The organism is Streptomyces longhuiensis, assembly GCF_020616555.1.
Taxonomy (GTDB): domain Bacteria; phylum Actinomycetota; class Actinomycetes; order Streptomycetales; family Streptomycetaceae; genus Streptomyces; species Streptomyces longhuiensis.
On record NZ_CP085173.1, the window covers coordinates 1195183 to 1211895 of the forward strand.

General features: G+C 65.3%; 18 protein-coding genes and 3 pseudogenes. 10 read left to right on the plus strand and 11 right to left on the minus strand.

The features are described 5' to 3' along the window. Positions 1-93 precede the first annotated feature (93 nt). Both LGI35_RS05685 and LGI35_RS05690 read left to right on the plus strand, forming a co-directional pair. A complete protein-coding gene (locus LGI35_RS05685) occupies positions 94-1080 on the plus strand; it encodes an NAD(P)H-dependent flavin oxidoreductase (protein ID WP_227292807.1) in 987 nt (328 codons plus the stop codon). Positions 1081-1129: 49 nt separating this feature from the next. Beyond that, positions 1130-1663, plus strand: coding sequence for a TerD family protein (locus LGI35_RS05690; protein WP_227292808.1), 534 nt, complete (start codon positions 1130-1132; stop codon positions 1661-1663). Positions 1664-2153: 490 nt separating this feature from the next. Here LGI35_RS05690 and LGI35_RS05695 read toward each other — a convergent pair whose 3' ends face one another. Continuing rightward, positions 2154-2888 (minus strand): DUF6308 family protein, encoded by a 735-nt coding sequence (locus LGI35_RS05695; RefSeq protein WP_341483347.1) that lies wholly within the window; start codon positions 2886-2888, stop codon positions 2154-2156. A gap of 67 nt (positions 2889-2955) precedes the next feature. Between LGI35_RS05695 and LGI35_RS05700 the strand changes: the two genes are divergently transcribed. After that, positions 2956-3702: a vWA domain-containing protein gene (locus LGI35_RS05700; protein ID WP_227292810.1), complete on the plus strand. Its 747-nt coding sequence runs from the start codon at positions 2956-2958 to the stop codon at positions 3700-3702. 813 nt (positions 3703-4515) lie between these two features. Beyond that, positions 4516-5306 (plus strand): annotated as a pseudogene (locus LGI35_RS46550) (winged helix-turn-helix domain-containing protein); the annotation flags it as partial. A 23-nt stretch (positions 5307-5329) separates the two neighbouring features. Here LGI35_RS46550 and LGI35_RS05715 read toward each other — a convergent pair. Next, positions 5330-5926, minus strand: a complete 597-nt coding sequence (locus LGI35_RS05715) for a hypothetical protein (RefSeq protein WP_227292813.1) — start codon at positions 5924-5926, stop codon at positions 5330-5332. A 364-nt stretch (positions 5927-6290) separates the two neighbouring features. Here LGI35_RS05715 and LGI35_RS05720 point away from each other — a divergent pair, with 364 nt between their 5' ends. The 3 genes from LGI35_RS05720 (at position 6291) to LGI35_RS05730 (ending at position 8687) form a co-directional block, all read left to right on the plus strand. Next, positions 6291-7094, plus strand: coding sequence for a DUF1963 domain-containing protein (locus LGI35_RS05720; protein WP_227292814.1), 804 nt, complete (start codon positions 6291-6293; stop codon positions 7092-7094). 76 nt (positions 7095-7170) lie between these two features. Then, positions 7171-7767, plus strand: a complete 597-nt coding sequence (locus tag LGI35_RS05725; protein ID WP_227292815.1) for a DUF1707 SHOCT-like domain-containing protein — start codon at positions 7171-7173, stop codon at positions 7765-7767. Between the two features lie 102 nt (positions 7768-7869). Next, positions 7870-8687 (plus strand): IS5 family transposase gene (locus tag LGI35_RS05730; protein WP_227300207.1). Its coding sequence is split into 2 segments (ribosomal slippage): positions 7870-8221 and positions 8221-8687, totalling 819 coding nucleotides; the frame shifts between segments, so codons are not numbered across the junction. Between the two features lie 74 nt (positions 8688-8761). On the opposite strand, the gene LGI35_RS05735 is transcribed toward LGI35_RS05730, so the two are convergent. The 4 genes and pseudogenes from LGI35_RS05735 to LGI35_RS05750 form a co-directional block, all read right to left on the minus strand. Then, positions 8762-9529 (minus strand): transposase, encoded by a 768-nt coding sequence (locus LGI35_RS05735; protein WP_227292816.1) that lies wholly within the window; start codon positions 9527-9529, stop codon positions 8762-8764. Continuing rightward, positions 9517-9879 (minus strand): hypothetical protein, encoded by a 363-nt coding sequence (locus LGI35_RS05740; protein WP_227292817.1) that lies wholly within the window; start codon positions 9877-9879, stop codon positions 9517-9519. Before LGI35_RS05740 ends, LGI35_RS05735 begins: the two co-directional genes overlap by 13 nt. A gap of 98 nt (positions 9880-9977) precedes the next feature. After that, positions 9978-10861, minus strand: a protein-coding gene (locus LGI35_RS05745) for an IS5 family transposase (protein ID WP_227292818.1) whose coding sequence is annotated in 2 segments (ribosomal slippage) — positions 9978-10813 and positions 10813-10861 — 885 coding nt in all. Because the reading frame shifts where the segments join, the coding sequence is not laid out codon by codon here. A gap of 283 nt (positions 10862-11144) precedes the next feature. Further along, positions 11145-11521 (minus strand): annotated as a pseudogene (locus tag LGI35_RS05750) (tyrosine-type recombinase/integrase); the annotation flags it as partial. Between the two features lie 61 nt (positions 11522-11582). Here LGI35_RS05750 and LGI35_RS05755 point away from each other — a divergent pair. Next, a complete protein-coding gene (locus LGI35_RS05755) occupies positions 11583-12011 on the plus strand; it encodes a hypothetical protein (RefSeq protein WP_139131396.1) in 429 nt (142 codons plus the stop codon). 20 nt (positions 12012-12031) lie between these two features. On the opposite strand, the gene LGI35_RS05760 is transcribed toward LGI35_RS05755, so the two are convergent. Both LGI35_RS05760 and LGI35_RS05765 read right to left on the minus strand, forming a co-directional pair. Next, positions 12032-12427, minus strand: a complete 396-nt coding sequence (locus LGI35_RS05760; RefSeq protein WP_227292819.1) for a hypothetical protein — start codon at positions 12425-12427, stop codon at positions 12032-12034. Between the two features lie 15 nt (positions 12428-12442). Continuing rightward, positions 12443-12934 carry a hypothetical protein gene (locus tag LGI35_RS05765; protein WP_227292820.1) on the minus strand — a complete coding sequence of 164 codons (492 nt, stop codon included), beginning with the start codon at positions 12932-12934 and terminating at the stop codon, positions 12443-12445. A 211-nt stretch (positions 12935-13145) separates the two neighbouring features. Between LGI35_RS05765 and LGI35_RS05770 the strand changes: the two genes are divergently transcribed. Further along, on the plus strand, positions 13146-13583 hold the full coding sequence (locus tag LGI35_RS05770) for a hypothetical protein (RefSeq protein ID WP_227292821.1): 438 nt from the start codon (positions 13146-13148) through the stop codon (positions 13581-13583). 151 nt (positions 13584-13734) lie between these two features. Then, positions 13735-14187 carry a hypothetical protein gene (locus LGI35_RS05775; RefSeq protein WP_227292822.1) on the plus strand — a complete coding sequence of 151 codons (453 nt, stop codon included), beginning with the start codon at positions 13735-13737 and terminating at the stop codon, positions 14185-14187. A 10-nt stretch (positions 14188-14197) separates the two neighbouring features. Here LGI35_RS05775 and LGI35_RS05780 read toward each other — a convergent pair whose 3' ends face one another. The 3 genes and pseudogenes from LGI35_RS05780 to LGI35_RS05790 form a co-directional block, all read right to left on the minus strand. Continuing rightward, on the minus strand, positions 14198-14383 hold the full coding sequence (locus LGI35_RS05780) for a hypothetical protein (RefSeq protein WP_069171768.1): 186 nt from the start codon (positions 14381-14383) through the stop codon (positions 14198-14200). Between the two features lie 519 nt (positions 14384-14902). Continuing rightward, a pseudogene (locus tag LGI35_RS05785) lies at positions 14903-15834 on the minus strand (IS5 family transposase). Between the two features lie 453 nt (positions 15835-16287). Next, on the minus strand, positions 16288-16572 hold the full coding sequence (locus tag LGI35_RS05790) for a hypothetical protein (RefSeq protein WP_227292823.1): 285 nt from the start codon (positions 16570-16572) through the stop codon (positions 16288-16290). Positions 16573-16713 lie beyond the last annotated feature (141 nt).

Genomic DNA, 16713 nt, shown 5'->3' on the forward strand with positions numbered 1-16713 from the left:
TGGGGAGCGCCAGCGAGCGCTGCGGGCCAAGCCGGCGGGCTGCCCGCCGCATTGCCCGTTGGCCAGGATCGCCATGTTCGCTAACGTAAGCCCGTGTTGCATACCCGATTCACCGAAATGTTCGGTATCGCCTACCCGGTGATGGCAGCTCCCATGAGCTTGCACAGCGGCGGGACTCTCGCCGCCGCGGTTTCCGCCGCCGGAGGGATCGGCTCCTTCGGGGGTACGCATCCCTGGAAGGGACCTGACTGGATCCGCGCGCAGATCGCGACCATTCGCGCCACGACGGACCGACCGTTCGGGGTCGGCTTCATCACGCCGTTCCTCTCATTCAGCGAGCCGCATTTCAACGCCGCGCTGGAGGAGCGACCAGAGATCATCGCGCTGTCGTTCGCCAACCCCCAGCCGTGGCTTGCTCGCGCCAAGGACGCGGGAGCCCGGGTGATGTGCCAAGTCCAGACCTACGACGACGCGGAGACGGCTGTCGCCGCGGGCACCGATGTCCTCGTTGTGCAGGGCACCGAGGCCGGTGGCCACACCGGAACGATGGGCCTGCTGCCGTTCCTGGCCGGGATCGTAAGACGTTATCCGGACGTACCGGTACTGGCCGCAGGGGGCATTGCCGACGGCCGAACACTCGCGGCGGTCCTCACCGCCGGCGCGGACGGCGCCTGGCTGGGCACGGCGTTTCTCGCCACGCCAGAGGCAGTCGAGGTACACGACGTCCACAAGCGCCTGATCGTCGAGAGCGATGGCGGCGACACCGTATGGACGCGGACCTACGACATCGCGTCGGGGCTGCCCTGGCCGGCGACCATCGGTACACGCGTCCACCGCAATCGGTTCACCGATGAGTGGTCAGGACGCGAGGCAACACTGCGGGACCGCAAAGAGGAGTTCGCGCCCGATGAAGACAGCAACCCCTTCGAGGCCACACCCGACCCCGACACGAGCGAGATCCTCTACGGCCAGTCGGCGACCTTCGTCGACGCCGTCCGCCCTGCCGCGGACGTGGTCCGGACGATCAGTGAAGAGGCCGAGGCAATCCTGGCCTCGCGGCCTCCGTCACTGCTGCGCTGACTGAGAGTGGGGGAAGAGTGCCCGTTCCGAACGACGTTCCGCTGCCAGGGTGCTCCTCGGGCAGCGGGTCGCGTACGAACTCTGGGCGCAGTGCTCGTTGCATGTCATCGCGTTCACCTTCGCCGGCGCGGACGCCGACCTGACCCTCTTCCTTACCGGCCCGGACGGCCGCGTGTCCGACGACCAGGACTTCGTCTTCTACAACCAGCCCTCTGCCGCCAACGGCGCGCCCCGCCTCCTGGGCAAGCAGACCGAAGGCCCTCACGTCACCGAGAAGGCTGCCGTACACCTCACCGCACTGCCGGAACACGTCCAATGCGTAGTCGTCTCCATCAACATGGACGTGGATGCCGGCCTGACCTGTGCCGCCCTCACGCACGCGGAGCTCTACATGGACTGTGCCACCGGCGCCGCCTGGACCTTCCGGCCCCCAGCGGATCCCAACATCCGCGCCATGGTCATCACTGAGCTCTACCACCACCGCACAAACGGCCAACCCATCTGGAAACTACGGGCTGACGGGCAAGGCTGGGCTGACGGCCTCGACGGACTCGCCCGCGCACACGGAGTCGACATCGAGTAACCAGCCCCACTCAACCGTCGAGACGCCCGAAGCCGTCCTCCCCGAAGCCCAAGCGGAGGATCGACGACACCCGGTAGGTCCCCACCGCGCCAGCACTGCTGCAATACCAAACGCCCTTGAGAACCAGGCCGTAGGGGTTCCCCGTACCAGCCGTGCGGTTCACGGCTCGAGGCCTCACTCACGGTCGCAAGTCCAGGACCGTCCAGACGCCTGTCCCGACCGTCACCGTCCCCCAGGCCCCCAGTCCACCAGGGCCAACAACAGCCTTGGCAGCAGCGGCAGGCTGTCCATCGTCTCCCACCCGGGCAACGGCTACGAGGCGAGACAATTCTGCCGGATCAGCGATTATGGAACCCTGACGACCACCGTCAGCGGTGCGCGAATCAAGTGCGCATACAGCGCGAACGCGTGGCGCTGGAGGTACTCCTGAAGGGGCACGGGCGAACGGATGGGGCTTCGATCCGGATTGAATAGCCCTGGCCCGCCGCGATCAGTCCCAGGTGCAGCCGACGTCTTGGTGATCGGTGTGATGCCGCATCCAGACCACGACATCGCAAACCCGCAGCACGCTGACCGCCTCGGGTAGTCCGGCAGCCTGCTTCAGGATGAGCAGCTCATGTCGGAGGGCGTAGTCGTCGGCGCGTAAGGCGCTGTGCATGGCGTGCCAGAAGGAGCGTGGCCGGCCAACGGCGCAGCGCACGACGCGGTCGTAGACGGGCAGTAGCCGGGGTCGCTTGCGAGCGAGGAGTTTACCGGCGGTGACCCATCCGATGCCTGGCTGGTCACGGAGTAGGTCCCATGCCTTGTGTGCCGGCGAGTCCGGATCCAGGTCGGCTTCCGTGGCGTCGGCCATGTCCAGGTCCCGGGGAATGGCACGAAGCAGCGTGGAAAGCTGTGTCCCAGCGTGGCCTTCCAGAAGATCTAATGCGGCAGCCGCGGGAACGGTGACTGACAGGGTCTGCACTGCGATGAGGTCCTCAGCAGTGACCGTGTCGGCGACTGCTGGGTGGTCGCCTCCACCGCCCAGGGCCTCGAATCGGGCTCCTGTGAAAGCAGCGGCCCCTGGAGGTCGGTCCATGCCGAAGTAACGGCGCAGGTCCGCGACGGAGCCCGCGGCGGTGACAAGAGCACGGAGCCGTTCGGTAAAAGGATGGGGAGGATCGGGCAAGGACACCATGGGCTCCAGATCAGGCGGGTCGGCAGGCAGTACTCGGAGCCACTTCATCTCGATTGCAACGCTCGCATTGGGTAAACGCCGCTTTTGGTCAGCAGCGAGGCGTCACCATGAGGGGATGACCGCGACGAACGGCACGCAGCGAGCACCAGCCATCAGCCTGTCCAAGGTGCAAGAACGTGCGCCCGACCTGGTCAGCCTGTACAAGGCCGCGGGCGACAGCATCCGCGGGCATGAGCTGGAGGGTGTGCGGGCCGCGGTGTACCTCGTGCTGGACCGGTCGGGGTCGATGCGGCCCTACTACCGGGACGGGACCATGCAGCATCTGGCTGAGCAGGTTCTGTCGCTGTCGGCTCATCTCGACGACGACGGGATCGTGCCGGTGGTGTTCTTCTCCACGGATGTCGACGGGTCCACTGACCTGGCGCTCGGCGGGCACCGCGGCCGCATCAACAAGCTGCACGAGAACCTCGGTCATATGGGGCGCACCAACTACCACTGGGCCATGGACGAGGTCATCGACCACTACACGAAGTCCGGCCGCCGCTCCCCCGCCCTGGTCATCTTCCAGACCGACGGCGGGCCCACCAGCAAGCCCGCCGCCGAACGCTACCTATGCAAGGCAGCACGCCTCCCCCTGTTCTGGCAGTTCGTCGGCTTCGGTGACCCTGACAGCAACGAGTTCACGTTCTTGCGGAAGCTGGATGCTCTCGCCGTGCCGGCCTGCCGCGTCGTCGACAACGCCGGCTTTTTCCACGCCGGCCGCGCCCCGAAGGCCACTGCCGACCACCGGCTCTTCGACCAACTGCTCCACGAATTCCCCGACTGGCTGGCCGCCGCCCGCACCGCCCGCATCGTGCAGTGACGTCTCAGGACGGCGCCAGCCCCTACCGGCCGGCCTCTGTCACAGGCGCACCGAAGAGAACCCGTTAACGTGATCGCCCGCCAGGCAGGAGCCAGTTCGCCCCGGCGACGGGGCGCCACCCAAAGCGGCTTACGAGTTCATCCAGCGGCCGAACGCGTCAACCAGGCCCGCGTAGAACCTGTCGCCCGGGACGGATCCCGGACTCTTGCTCGCGTCGTAGAAGGCGACGTTCGTGAACGTGGCCGAGGCGGAGGCGTTCAGGTACCCGTATTCCCAGAGTAGCCAGGAGGGCTGGCCGCTGCACGATCTTGCGCATGTAGCGGCCGATGGATAGGTAGCCAACACTCAACGACGGGCCTGAGGAGCGGCGCTGTCCTCCTGCAGCGCCTGTGTTCCCCGGGCCGTCACTGAGCCGTCAACGGTTGGCTCAGAGCGACCAACAACGACCATCCACGACCTTCCGGCCTCTGGCCACAGTGGATGAAGCTCTGGTTGCGACAGGTGGTCACTGGCCTTCATCAACTCTTCGACAACTGGTGACTTGCTGACGTCGTTTGGCCTGGCCACAAGGAACAAGCGTCCGCGAGCGCACATCGTGGTGCCCGCTGCCCGCTGCCCGCTGCCCGCTGCCCGCTGCCCGCTGCCCGCTGCCCGCTGCGAGATCGTGAACGAGATCCCGATCAACCGATTGACCACAGCCCATCGCAGACGATGCTCCCCCACCGGACCTTTCCGCGCCCGACCGGCCTTGCACGTCGCCTCTAGAGATCTTTAAGGGTGTGGGTTACGTGGGAGCGTGACGGCTGTCGCGGGCTGCGCTATGCCGGAGGGAGGAGGTATCCCGATGGCGGAGGGCTCACGACTGAGGAGCGGGTTCGGCGTGAGCGGGTCCGGTTGGCGGCCGCTGATCTGATCGAAGCGGGAGCCAGTGACCGGGAGGTGGCCCGGCAGTTCAGAGTGATGCGGCTGTCGGCGAACCGCTGGCGGCGGGCGTTGGCTGCGGGCGGGCGTCAGGCCCTGGTCTCCAAGGGTCCCGGCGGCGCCCGCTGCAAACTCGATGCGAGTCAACTACACACGCTGGTAGCCGTGTTGGATGCCGGCCCGGTCGCTGTGGGCTGGAGCGATCAGTGCTGGACCCTGGCAAGGATTGCGGAGGTCGTGCATCGCCGGTTCAGGGTGGAGTACATCCTGGCCGGGCTGGATCTGCTGCTGCACCGCATCGGCTGGAGCGTGCAGGCCCCCTCCCGCAAGGCCACCGAGCGCGACGAGGCGAAGATCGCCACGCGGAAGGACGAGCTATGGCCCGTCATGAAAAGACGGCGGCGGACCTCGGCGCTTGGCTCTGCTTCGAGGACGAAGCCGGCCAGGGGCTGAGGCCGCCCAAAGGCCGCACCTGGGGCCGACGAGGCCACACACCCGTCGTGCGCGTCACCGCCGCAGGCACCAAACGCGTCTCCATGGCCGCGCTGATCTGCACCAAGTCCGGCCACCGGCCCCGGCTGATCTATCGCATCCACCTCGACCGCGGCCCCGCCAAGGGCTTCACCGAGACCGACTACGCACGCCTGCTGGATGCCGCACACCACCAACTCGGCGGCCCGATGAGTCGGGCGAGCGGAGCGCGAGGTCAGGTCGGGTTCTCGTCGGCCGTGAACGCCTCGGTCTCGTAGCGCGCCATCGCCTCGCGGCGCTCCTTTAAGTACTGGGCTTCGACGTCCTCGGGCGTGACCCCGATCTTCGCCATGATGGGGTTGAGGACCCTCTCGCTGAAGCGTTCATCCGTCTGAGTGAACAGTTGGCAGTCAGTTTTCAGGTCTGCGCACAGCTTGGCCCGGCTCGCCTCGGTGATCGTCTCTTGGATGCGCTCGCGCCAAAAATTGTGAACCAGGTCGTTACGCCGCTTCAAGCTCCTGGTGAGGTCATTGCCGACCTCCGGGTAGGCGCTGGTGTGCGCCTCGACGCGTTTGATGAGTTTCCCCATCATGTCCTTGAAGCCTTGAGCCCAGGGGTCGCGCATGAGCTGCTCTCCCTGCTCCCTCGCCGTGACAAGCTTGGTGAGCGCGAGAGCATTGACGAGAGAGTGTTCGAGGACGTTGGCCTTGTAGATGGCTAGCCCGAAGAGGGCATACAGGGTCTTGTGATCCGTGCCGTTGTCGTACTCGTCGTCCGACTCCGGCTCCTCGCGCCAGGTCGGCTCATGCCTGACCACATACAGTCCATCCATGTCGTCCAGTGTGCTGGTAGGGCGGGCCAACTCGTGCTGAATTTTGATGACCTGGCTGCCAATGCCCTTGAGCCTACTGATCCTCGAGGGCAGAGGTGCCCGACCGCAACGCGGGCACGCCGCCAATGACGGCGACTGGCGTTAACACACATCGACAACTCGACTCGTTATGTCGGTCAAGAAGACCCGCGATGCCTACGCGACGCTCAGGGCCAACATCCGCGCAGGGAATCTCGGCAAGCCTGGATCGAACGCCCAGGGCAAGAAGGAGCGCTCGGTGGATAGGCAGCCCATAGCGATCGGTTCGAGCGGCGGAAGGTAGCTTGCCCAAAAGCTGGAGCTGTTGACCCGAGGAGGCCCGCCCGTGGCGCAGAGTTTTGCAGGTCCACCGTTCGACCTGGATGACCTGATCCCCGAGCTCGCGGCTCTCGGCCGGCGGACGACGCTGTTGTTGCCGAAGAGCGGGTCTCCCAGCGTCCAGGAGAGTTCTCTTGGCGGCCCCATGCTCTGGCCGGTTGACGAGCCTTGGCCCTCCTGCGGACAACCGGGACACTGGGCATGGCCCAACGAGAAGAGCCCGGCCGGGACGATCCCCATGGTGCCGGTGATACAGCTCTTCGCACGCGACGTACCCGAGCTTCAGTTCCCGGAAGGCATGGACGTACTCCAGCTGGTCTGGTGCCCGTTGATCCACCCTCAAGACCCGGCCGGCGCCGCACTGCCGAAGCTCTACTGGCGCAGCGGGACGAACGTGCTCGCCACCGGCGTGCTCCGGGACATCCCCGCCCCGCAGGAGAGTGAGTACGAAGAAGAGTTCATGCCCAGTCCGTGCACAGTGTCCCCCACCTCGGTGAGGGAGTACCCGAACTGGGACCTGCCGCAGGAGCTTCGACAGACCTTGCAGCCCCGTATCGACGAGCTCGAAGAGCGCTTCGGTATGGAATACACGCGGTTGGCGTGTGCGCTGCAGAACAAGGTCGGGGGGTATCCAGCCTGGAACCAGTCGCCCGACTGGCCAGCCTGCCAGCGCGGCCACCACATGGAGCACCTGCTCAGCGTCACCCCTGAGGAAGATCTCGACATGGTCATGGGTGACCTCGGAGGTATCTATGTCTTCCTCTGCCGCCAGTGTCCCGAACTCCCCTACGCGCACCGCTACGACTGCTAGGGCCTGTCCGATGGCCCCCATGCCCGTCTCAAGGCCAGGTCGGGAGGTGCTTCGCCCCTGCGGATACAGTCGCACCATGACTGATGGGGAGCGGGGGCCGGAGTTGACGTCGCAGGGCATAGTGGAGCTGCGGGCAGGAGACGCCGACCGGGAGTCGGTTGCTGAGCAACTGCGGGTCGCCGCAGGTGAAGGCCGGATCGACCTTACCGAGTTGGAGGAGAGGCTCGATCGGGCTTACGCCGCGAAGACCTACGGCGAACTCGACGTGTTGGTGGCCGACCTGACGCAGGAGCAGCCTTCTGGTTCGCGTTCCGGCGCTGCCGAGGAAACGCTCGTCCTCAAGACCAGCCTGAGCAACATCAAACAGAACGGCCGCTGGACAGTTCCCCGGAAGATCATCGCCGAATGCAAAATGCTAAGCATCGTGATCGACTTCACCGAGGCGGTCTGTGCTCACCGGGACGTCACCGTCGAGGCACGTTGCGGAACCGGCACCATTCAGTTGATCGTCCCGCGGGGCTGGGCAGTACGGATCGACGGGTCGAGCACCAATACCGCTCACATCAGCAACAAGGCCACCGCGCCAGAGGATCCGACCTCCCCGACCCTCAGAATCGTCGGACACCCGCGAGCCGGCCACATCAAGATCAAGCAGATCCGCCGGACGCGATAGCCAGGGCTCGTACGAACCAGATCCCTAACAGTGTCCCCTAACTGGCTCTAACAAAAGCTGTTGATCATGGGACTGTTGGCTTGTCGGCTCGTTGGTCTGTTCATGGGGAAGCGTCAGTCGCGGCCGTGGATCGTGTCGGACGAACTGTGGTCGCTCATCGAGCCGTTACTGCCCAAGCCGGGCCCGAAGCTGGTCGAGGGCCGCCCGCGGGTGCCGGATCGGCAAGCGTTGTGCGGGATCCTGTTCGTCCTGCATACCGGCATCCAATGGGAGTACCTGCCTCAGGAGTTGGGCTTCGGGTCAGGCATGACCTGCTGGCGGCGTCTGGCCGCCTGGAACGAGGCCGGCGTGTGGGACCAACTCCACGCGGTGCTGCTGAAGGAACTGCGGTCGAAGAACCAGCTGGACTGGTCGAGGGCGGTGATCGACTCTTCCCACGTCCGGGCGGCCCGGCGGGGCCCAAAAGCGGTCCCAGCCCGGTCGACCGCGCACGTCCGGGCAGCAAGCACCATGTCATCACCGATGGGCAGGGCATCCCACTCGCGGTGTCGCTGACCGGTGGAAACCGCAATGACGTCACGCAGTTGCTGCCCCTGCTCGACAAGATCCCCGCCGTCGGCGGCGTCGTCGGCCGGCCACGGCATCGACCCGACCTGCTCTTTGCTGACCGCGGCTACGACCACGACAAGTACCGGCGTATGGTGCGGGCACGTGGCATCCGCCCCGTGATCGCCGAACGCGGCCAGCCGCACGGCACCGGTCTAGGCGTCTTTCGTTGGGTCGTCGAGCGGACGATCTCCTGGCTGCACGGCTTCCGCCGCTTACGCATCCGCTGGGAAAGGCGCGACGACATCCATGAAGCCTTCCTCGGACTCGCCACCTGCCTCATCACCCACCGTCACGTCCAACGCCTTTGTTAGGGCCTCTAAGGGCTGTCCCGCAAATGATCTATGAGTCCCCCAGGACAGGGTCCGGTTGCTGTGCGGTCGCTGGACTATCCGGCGAGCGTGAGATTGTGCAGGCGTGCGATGCCGTGCATGGCGTAGTGGACGCCGTCCCCTTTGAGGCGGCAGTCGCGGAGGATCTTCCAGGTCTTCATGCGGGCGAAGACGTGCTCGACACGGGCGCGGACTTGCTTGTGGGACTTGTTGTGTTCCTGTTTCCAGTCGGGCAAATCTTCGCCCTTGCGTCGGCGGTGGGGCATGACGAGCCCGGTGCCGGGATAGCCGCCGTCGGCGATTGTCATGGTCGTGCCGACGGCAGCTTTGGCGCCAGATTCCTCCCATGCCTTGCAGTCGTTGCGGTTTCCGGCGAGAGGCCGACCCACGACGACGACCAAGCGGGTGTCGGCATCGATGACGACCTGGTGGTTCGTGGAGTACCTGTAGTTCTTGGACTGCTCGGCCACGGTGTGGTCGCGGGTGGGGACCAGAGTGCCATCCACAATGAGCACGGTGTCCGTGGCGAACCGTTTGCGGGGTTGGAGCGCGAGCATCGGCCCGAGGCGTTCGATGATGCGGCCTGCGGCCGACTTGGACACCCCGAACAGCGGGGCGAGCTGGCGCATCGTCAAGTTCGTGCGCCAGTACACCGCGATAAGGAGTGCCCGGTCCTCCAACGGAAGGCTCCACGGCCGGCCCTTGCGAACCACATCCGCACCCTCACGCCGCAGTACGGTCACCAGGTTCCCGAACTGTCGCGGGCTCAGCCCGGTAAACGGACCTATCCAGGACGGCGCCGACGCCGTGATCACACCAGCCACTGCGTGATCATTCCACTCCTATCGGGTTCGCTCTGCTTGAACGCGATGCGGCAGCGTTCCACCTGGTCAGCGACCTGCTCCATGAACCATTGCATGATCTCGTAGGGGATGACGTGCTCGGCAGGGCTATAGACGCGGACGGTCGGCTCTAGATCAGGGTCCTCGTCGGGAATGAGCGCCACCAGGAATGCCGGCCCGGGCAGATGTGTCGCCGCGTTGGGCGTCTCAGCCCACGCGGCTGGCGCAGGCACAGCCTCGCTCAGCTCCACAGCCCAGGAGTCGTCGGGCAAGGCGTAGTGGAACTGGATGGCGTAGTGGCGTCCTGCATGTTCTCTCAGCTCTGCTGGCATGACGGCAGGCTGCCACAGCACGCGGTTACAGGGCCTGGGGATATCGACCGAGGCCCAGTCGCTGGGAAGAAGCCCCGACTTGCGGGACAGCCCTTAGGTCACGAGCGGAGCCAAAGACGCAAAGTGGCAACGGTCACCGTTCCATGGAAAACGTACGCTCGCTTGTCGAAGCGGGTGGCCACGGCCCGGAACCCCTTGAGGGCATTGATCGTTCGCTCAACTTCATTGCGACGCTTGTAGATCGCTTGGTCGAAACCGGTAGGTCGGCCGCCCGCGCTGCCTCGGCGTTGGCGGTTGGCCCGCTGATCCTTCCGCTCCGGAATCGTGTGCTTGATCTGTCGACGCCTCAGGTAACGGCGGTTGCGGCGTGACGAGTACGCTTTGTCGCCATTTAGGTGGTCCGGCCGGGCGCGGGGATGGCCGCCGGCCGGACGGGGCACGTGAATGCGTTCCGGGACGGGGATCATCTGCGGGGCGTCGCCCCATTGTCCGGGTGTGATCAGCATGGCTGACGGCCGCAGTCCGCCCTCACCGGCCAGGTGGATCTTCGTCGACAGCCCGTCGCGTGAGCGGCCGAGGGCTTCATCTGCACGGTGTTGGGCGGGCTGGGGTCGACGCTTCCCGACTTTTCGCGGCGCCTGCTTGCGTGCGCCGGCGGCGTGCTGGTGAGCACGGCACACGGTGGAGTCCACACTCACCATCGACCAGTCGATGCGGCCTTCCGCGTCGGCATCGCCCTGGACGACTCGCAGAATCCTGTCCCACGTACCATCCGCCGACCAGCGGCGATGCCTGTCGTGTACAGTCTTCCACTTCCCGAATCGAGTCGGCAGATCCCACCATGGGATGCCGGTTCTCAGACGGAACAGGATCCCGTTGATCACCTGGCGATGATTCTTCCAACGTCCGTCCCGGCCAACGTTCTTCGGCAAGCAGGGCCCAGCCGAGCCCATCCTTCGTTCGATAAGTCACCCCGCCCCACGCCGACCGGAACGATCAGCGGGCTCAGCAGTCACGCAACCCATCGGACAGGCCCTAGAGCGCAGCCACGGAGCCAGCCACGGGCGTGCCAGATATTGCGGGGAACAACGGAAAAGATGCCAGCGGCCGACCGCCCGGGGGACGGCTCCACCTCGGGTCAGCAAGGCAGCGAAGGCTCAAGCACACGAGCTTCCCAAGCTCAGAGCGCGAGTTCGATTCTCGTCACCCGCTTCACAACGAAAGCCCAAGTCAGCGACTTGGGCCTGTTTGTTGTCTAGACCCGTCTAGGTGTCTCGTGCCCGCTCCGTGCCCGATGCCTGTTCATCGGCCTTGGCCGCAGCCTTCCGACGTTCGGCCTGCATCAGGGAGTCGAGCCCGGAAGCGACCTCACGTTGGCGCTCGGTGTCCGAGTGTTGATAGATGAGCGCGGCCCTCTCCGTGGACTGCCGACACGCACCACCGTGTCCTTGAGCGTCGCGCCCAATCGGGTGGTCAGGGTGTGTCCGGTGTGACGAAGATCGTAGAACCGGACATCGGCCGGCAGTCCGACCATGCTACGGGCCTTGCGCCACTCCCCGCCGAAGGTCGAACGACGGAATGGCTTGCCCCGCTCGCCCACGAACAACAACCCGCCCGGGGTCTTCTCCGCGTACCAAGCGAGCCAGGCATGGATCAACATGAGTCGATTGAGAGTGGTGGCGCCCTCCCGTACCTTCTGGAACATGGGAGAGGGACGGGACGTCACCAACAACGTAAGTAACGACGTGAGCGGCCATGTCAACGGGCCCGTGGTCCAGGCTGGATCCATCAACGGCAATGTGATCCTGCCTGCTACGCCGAGCCCAGAGGAGGCAGAGTTACGTGCTCGCTGGTCGGCACGCACGAAACGAATCCTGGACGCCGAAGATGCAGAACGTGCAGCACGCTACGCCCAGTCTCAGTTTCAAAGACAGAGATTCCTCAAGAAGGCACGTCGTGGAATCTACGGGTCTGTCGTATGGATCCTTTTCGGCCTGTTCCTGGTTGTCGGTGGTCACGGATCCGGGGGCGACAGCACGCGAGTGATGTGGGCGTCGATTGGGTGGTTCGACGTGGTGATCGGTTTCGGATTCCTGGCGAAGCACTGGTTGGCTCTTCGACGCTACCGCTGAGTCCCGGATTGAGCAGCTGATCAACCGCTGTCCTTCAATACGTCTGACACTTGGCGCCACACGTGCGCAGTCGAGTGGATCACGTACCGAAGCCCGTCGCAGGAGTGGTCGTGGCACTTGATCGGCTTGTCCTCGCCGCGTGCTGTGGCCTCTTCTGGCCAGGCATAACCGGGCAGCTCGTCGAGGAGTCCCCGGCATGAGTGATGTACGCGCAACAGCCCCGAGCCGAGCGCGGTCGACACGCTGCCGATGCCGTTGAGCACCTCGTTGTTCGCAAGGGCGACGACGGGATGCCTGTCTGTCCACAACTGAGTGGAAAAGCTCGTCGCGGACGGGTCAATAAACGTCCACTCGGGAACGACCTGCTGCTCGTCGAACCGTGCGCTCACGGCGCGGCTGAACTGCGCGTCGGTCATCTGTCGGTGTGCGGCTCACGAGTTGCGGCGCCACTCGTTGACCGCGTACAGCCGGTCGTTGGCGCCGAGACCGTACAGGATCGCCGAGAACTGGTTCGCGGTTCCGTAGTCGATGGCGACCCAGCACCGGCGCATCGGCGGCAGTTCGTCGACGACGTGCCGCTGCTCGTCGAACATGTCGTAGACCGCGCCCTCGGCGATCACCCAGGTGCCCTCGATCATCCGGCGGCGCCAGAGTCCGACGTACTCGGCCCGCAGCGCGTCGATGTAGGCCGCGGAGAGGCTCGGGTTGTCGTCGAGCCGGATGTGCCACGAACGCAGGTCGACACGGTGCACAACCAGCCGGTTCCCGCCGAGCAGTGCAGCGACGTGCGCCTGCTCATACCCGGCCACAGCGAGGTACCACTGCATTTTCGGCGTCGGCTCGTCCGGCACACCGGCGAGCCACTCATCGAGCTGGTACGCGCTGCAGGTTTTGATCTCCAGCAGGCTGGACGGTCGAACCACGAGCGCTTTCGAGAGGGGTTGTACGAACGGTTGCCGAGGTTCTGGGACGAAACCAGGAAGGTACAAGAGGCCAATCCTGCATAGCTGATGGGCGAGCAGGTGGCGCCAATCGTGTGCCGTGGCATGGACGGCATAGCACAGGGCGTCGACGCTGTGGTCGTCGAGTGTCAGGGGGTACGGTGGCTGCCTCAGATGCTGCAAAGGTGGTTCGATGGAAGCGGAGTTGGTGGCACTTGCTGCCGCAGGCGCTACGACATTGGTTCAGCAGATGGCGATGGATTCCTGGGCACAAGCTCGTGACCGGATGGTGTCGTTCTTCTCGCGTCGCGGTGGTGGTGAGGAAGACGTGATCGAGGGGGAGCTGGAGACCTCGCGCGGAGAACTGGCGGCGGCAATGGAGGCCAGCGACGAACAGACCGCCTTGGACGTCCAGGCGGAGTGGCGTACACGATTGCGGCGCACTTTGCTGGCAAATCCGGCCGCGGCTGCCGAACTGCGGTCAATGATTGATGACTTGGCGCCCCCAAAGGGTGATCAACAGGTCGCGGATGTCCATAACACGATCAGCGGGGGCGTGCAGCACGGCCCAGTGATTCAGGCTGGCAACGTGGGCTCGCTGAGCTTCGGGACACCTTTCGGTCAGACCTGAGCCTGGCGGCAGTACGGGGCCCACGCCGGCGACGGCCACGGTACGCCGCTCTCCGGGAAGGCGAAGGGGGCGGTCACCAAGTGTGTTCACGGGCATTGGCATCGGCCGCTTCGATGGTGATCTTGCGCGTCAAGCGCGTATCTTCCGCCTCATGAGCGAACAGCCATCCATACGCAACGAGTTGAGTGGAAGCGTCGGGGGCCACGTCGTGCAGTCCGGTGCTATTCACGGCGACGTTGTGTTCACTTCGCCCGCCGCGCCGGTGGACCCGGAGGCAGTGGAGACGCAACGACGTTGGAGCGAACGTCAGCGGCGCATCCTCGATGAAGAGACCGCCAAAGAGGCGGCAGAGCAGCGCAGGTTTGAAGACTACGTCAGGGTCATTCGCAGGAAGCGACGTTGGAACTTGTGGTTGCTGTTGGTTGAGGGTCTGGCCGTGGCGCTGGGGTATCTGCGCGTGTTTCCCTCCGCTGCGCTCGTTGCCGCCTTGGGTATTCTGTTTGGGCTGATCTCCCTGTTCGGCTGGGTCCACTGCTCCGTGCTCTTGTGGAGGGCCCGGGCGGGGCGGACTATCCCAGTTCCCCGGCATCGGTGGATGTGGTGAGCCGGTGGCGTCACTCGTGCGCATTGGAGTGCACGACGTAGCGCAGCGCGTCGGCGCTGTGGTCGTCACGCTTGATCGGCTGGTCCTCGTCGCGGTCGGATGCTGCGGGGTCCCATGCGTAGCCCGGTAGCTCGTCGAGCAGCCCGGTGCATGGGCGGTGGATACGCATCAGCCCGGAGTCGAGGGCGGTCGACACGGATCGGATGCCGTCGAGGACGTCGTTGCAAGCCGGGGCAGTGCCGAGGTGCCCGCCATCGTCCCGCTTGATTGCGGGGCGCCGGTGGTGCTTCTAGGTTGCGTCTGGCGATGTGTCCCGTGTTGTTGCTGTGGGGCGCGTTACTGCTTCAAGGCGGCCTTGAAGATCTCGGCGACTTCGTGTTTGACGGCGTAGACCCACAGCGGATCGGTGTCGGCGATCCGCATGGAGGCGGGAAAGTCCCTAGCCATAGGTCGTCCGACCTTCCTGTTTCGGCAGCACTGGCAGGGAGCGCGGGAAGTGAGGTCGGCCGCCAGGCTTGGGCAGGGCTGGCTGCCATGGTGCGACGCCCGTTCCAGCGCAGGACGGTTCCGGAGCCGGCTGGGAATGGGCCGCCCCGGGCCAGCTCCGGCGAACTGGAGCTCGCCGCGCTACAGGAAGACAGCACCGATCTGAACCGGGCGCAGGCACTTGTGACAGCCCTTCACGTACGGGCGGCTCTAGGCACTGTTTCTCGGATCATGTGCGGAGCCAGATCAGGAGTGCTGCAAGTGTGACGGTGCCGAGGTAGATGTAGGCGCGTTTCTCGTAGCGGGTGGCGACGGCTCGGAATCCCTTCAGCCGGTTGATGGCGCGTTCGACGGTGTTGCGCTTCTTGTAGCGCTCGCCGTCGAACCCGGCAGGTCGACCGCCTCGGGAGCCGCGGTTGCGGCGGTGTTGCTGCTGGTCGAGACGTTCGGGGATGGTGTGCCGGATTCCGCGTCGTCGCAGGTAACGGCGGTTGCTCCGGGACGTGTAGGCCTTGTCTGCCAAGACACGATCGGGACGGGTGCGCGGCCGTCCGACTCCGGTACGGGGCACGGAGATCTGCTCCAGCACACGCTCGAGCTGGGGGCCGTCACCGTAGTGTCCGGGTGTCAGGGCGAGGGCGAGGGGTCGGCATCGTCCCTCGGCAGCGAGGTGGATTTTGGTGGTGAATCCTCCGCGGGAGCGTCCCAGGCATTCGCCGATCTGACCACCTCCTCCAGCCGGTCGGCCAGTTTCCGCAGCACCGGATCGGCCTGGTTCGTCCCCCGGGCGGCCCCCTTTTGAACCACCACGGCCGGCGGCGCCTTCCTGGCGCCGGCGGCGTGCTGGTGGGCCCGCACCGCGGTTGAGTCCACCGACACATCCCAGTCGATCCGACCCGCGTGGTCCTCAGCGGCCTGAACCCTCGACAGCAACATCGCCCACGTTCCATCAGCTGACCAGCGGCGATGTCGTCTATAGACGGTCTCCCACGGCCCGAACTGCTCCGGCAGGTCCCGCCACTGCACACCCGTCCGCACCCGGTAGAGGCCCCCGTTGATCACCCGACGGTGATCGCTCCACCTGCCCCCACGAGTACCACCACGAGGTAAGAGCGACTCCAGCCGATCCCATTCCGCGTTCGTCAGATCTCCACGGCCCATACCGCCAGCCTGGCTCCAACTCCCCACTCATGTCAGGAGATCCGAGAAACAGTGCCTAGACGAAAAATTCCGCGTCCGCCTCGAAGAGTGGTGGCAGAGGGCACAGCCAGCCGGTGGCGAGGTGCACAACAGCGTCTCGGGAGGCACGCAGAACGGTCTGGTGCTCCAAGGCCGCGACTTCTCCAACCTCACCTTCCACATGACCCGCGGGACTGAGAAGCCGGATCGCAGGTAGACGGATCGGGCTCACCACGATGCCCGCCGTGACGGCATGGTGCGGGACTACGTACCGCCACCCTGCCTGGTCCGTCGCGTCCCTCACATCTTGCGGCGAATCGCGCACGCGCCCCGACACTCCTGATGCACGATAGTCGTCTCGAACGATGCGAACGGAAGTGGAGTGGTGGAAGAGCACCGCGCAGACCGCAACCACTGGCGGCAAAGTACGCTATCTCAAACCAACAACGAGGCCAGCGGCGGTACCTTCCACGGCCCTGTGATCATGGGGGTCAGGTTCAGTTTGGAGAAGGCCAGATTCCGGTCCGGAACGGAGCCAGGCTTGGGGCGCATGAACAGATGTACTCCTGCGGGGAGTGGGTCGACCTGGCTTACGATCCTGTACCGGACGCGGGCACCGGCGACTTCTATGACGATCTCCGCGCGGCGGAATTCTATCCTTGGCTCGCCGCAGACGGATTCGCGGACAAGGCCGACAGCCGATACGCCCACGATCGTCATGTGCCGCTGAACTTGGTCGTGCACGAGAGGCACTCGCGTGTGCCCCGATTCGTCATCGTGCTGACGGGCAACACCTACGGATCCATACTCACCACCTACGCTGCTTCTCTGCCCGACCTGATGGATCTCCTGGCCAAATGG

Coding starts and splice junctions, on each gene's coding strand:
- LGI35_RS05760 (WP_227292819.1), bottom strand. CDS start 12,427: ATGACCGACGCGCAGTTCAGCCGCGCCGTGAGCGCACGGTTCGACGAG.
- LGI35_RS05770 (WP_227292821.1), top strand. CDS start 13,146: ATGGAAGCGGAGTTGGTGGCACTTGCTGCCGCAGGCGCTACGACATTG.
- LGI35_RS05740 (WP_227292817.1), bottom strand. CDS start 9,879: ATGCCAGCAGAGCTGAGAGAACATGCAGGACGCCACTACGCCATCCAG.
- LGI35_RS05775 (WP_227292822.1), top strand. CDS start 13,735: ATGAGCGAACAGCCATCCATACGCAACGAGTTGAGTGGAAGCGTCGGG.
- LGI35_RS05755 (WP_139131396.1), top strand. CDS start 11,583: ATGGGAGAGGGACGGGACGTCACCAACAACGTAAGTAACGACGTGAGC.
- LGI35_RS05695 (WP_341483347.1), bottom strand. CDS start 2,888: ATGAAGTGGCTCCGAGTACTGCCTGCCGACCCGCCTGATCTGGAGCCC.
- LGI35_RS05715 (WP_227292813.1), bottom strand. CDS start 5,926: ATGGATGGACTGTATGTGGTCAGGCATGAGCCGACCTGGCGCGAGGAG.
- LGI35_RS05700 (WP_227292810.1), top strand. CDS start 2,956: ATGACCGCGACGAACGGCACGCAGCGAGCACCAGCCATCAGCCTGTCC.
- LGI35_RS05790 (WP_227292823.1), bottom strand. CDS start 16,572: ATGACGATCGTGGGCGTATCGGCTGTCGGCCTTGTCCGCGAATCCGTC.
- LGI35_RS05725 (WP_227292815.1), top strand. CDS start 7,171: ATGACTGATGGGGAGCGGGGGCCGGAGTTGACGTCGCAGGGCATAGTG.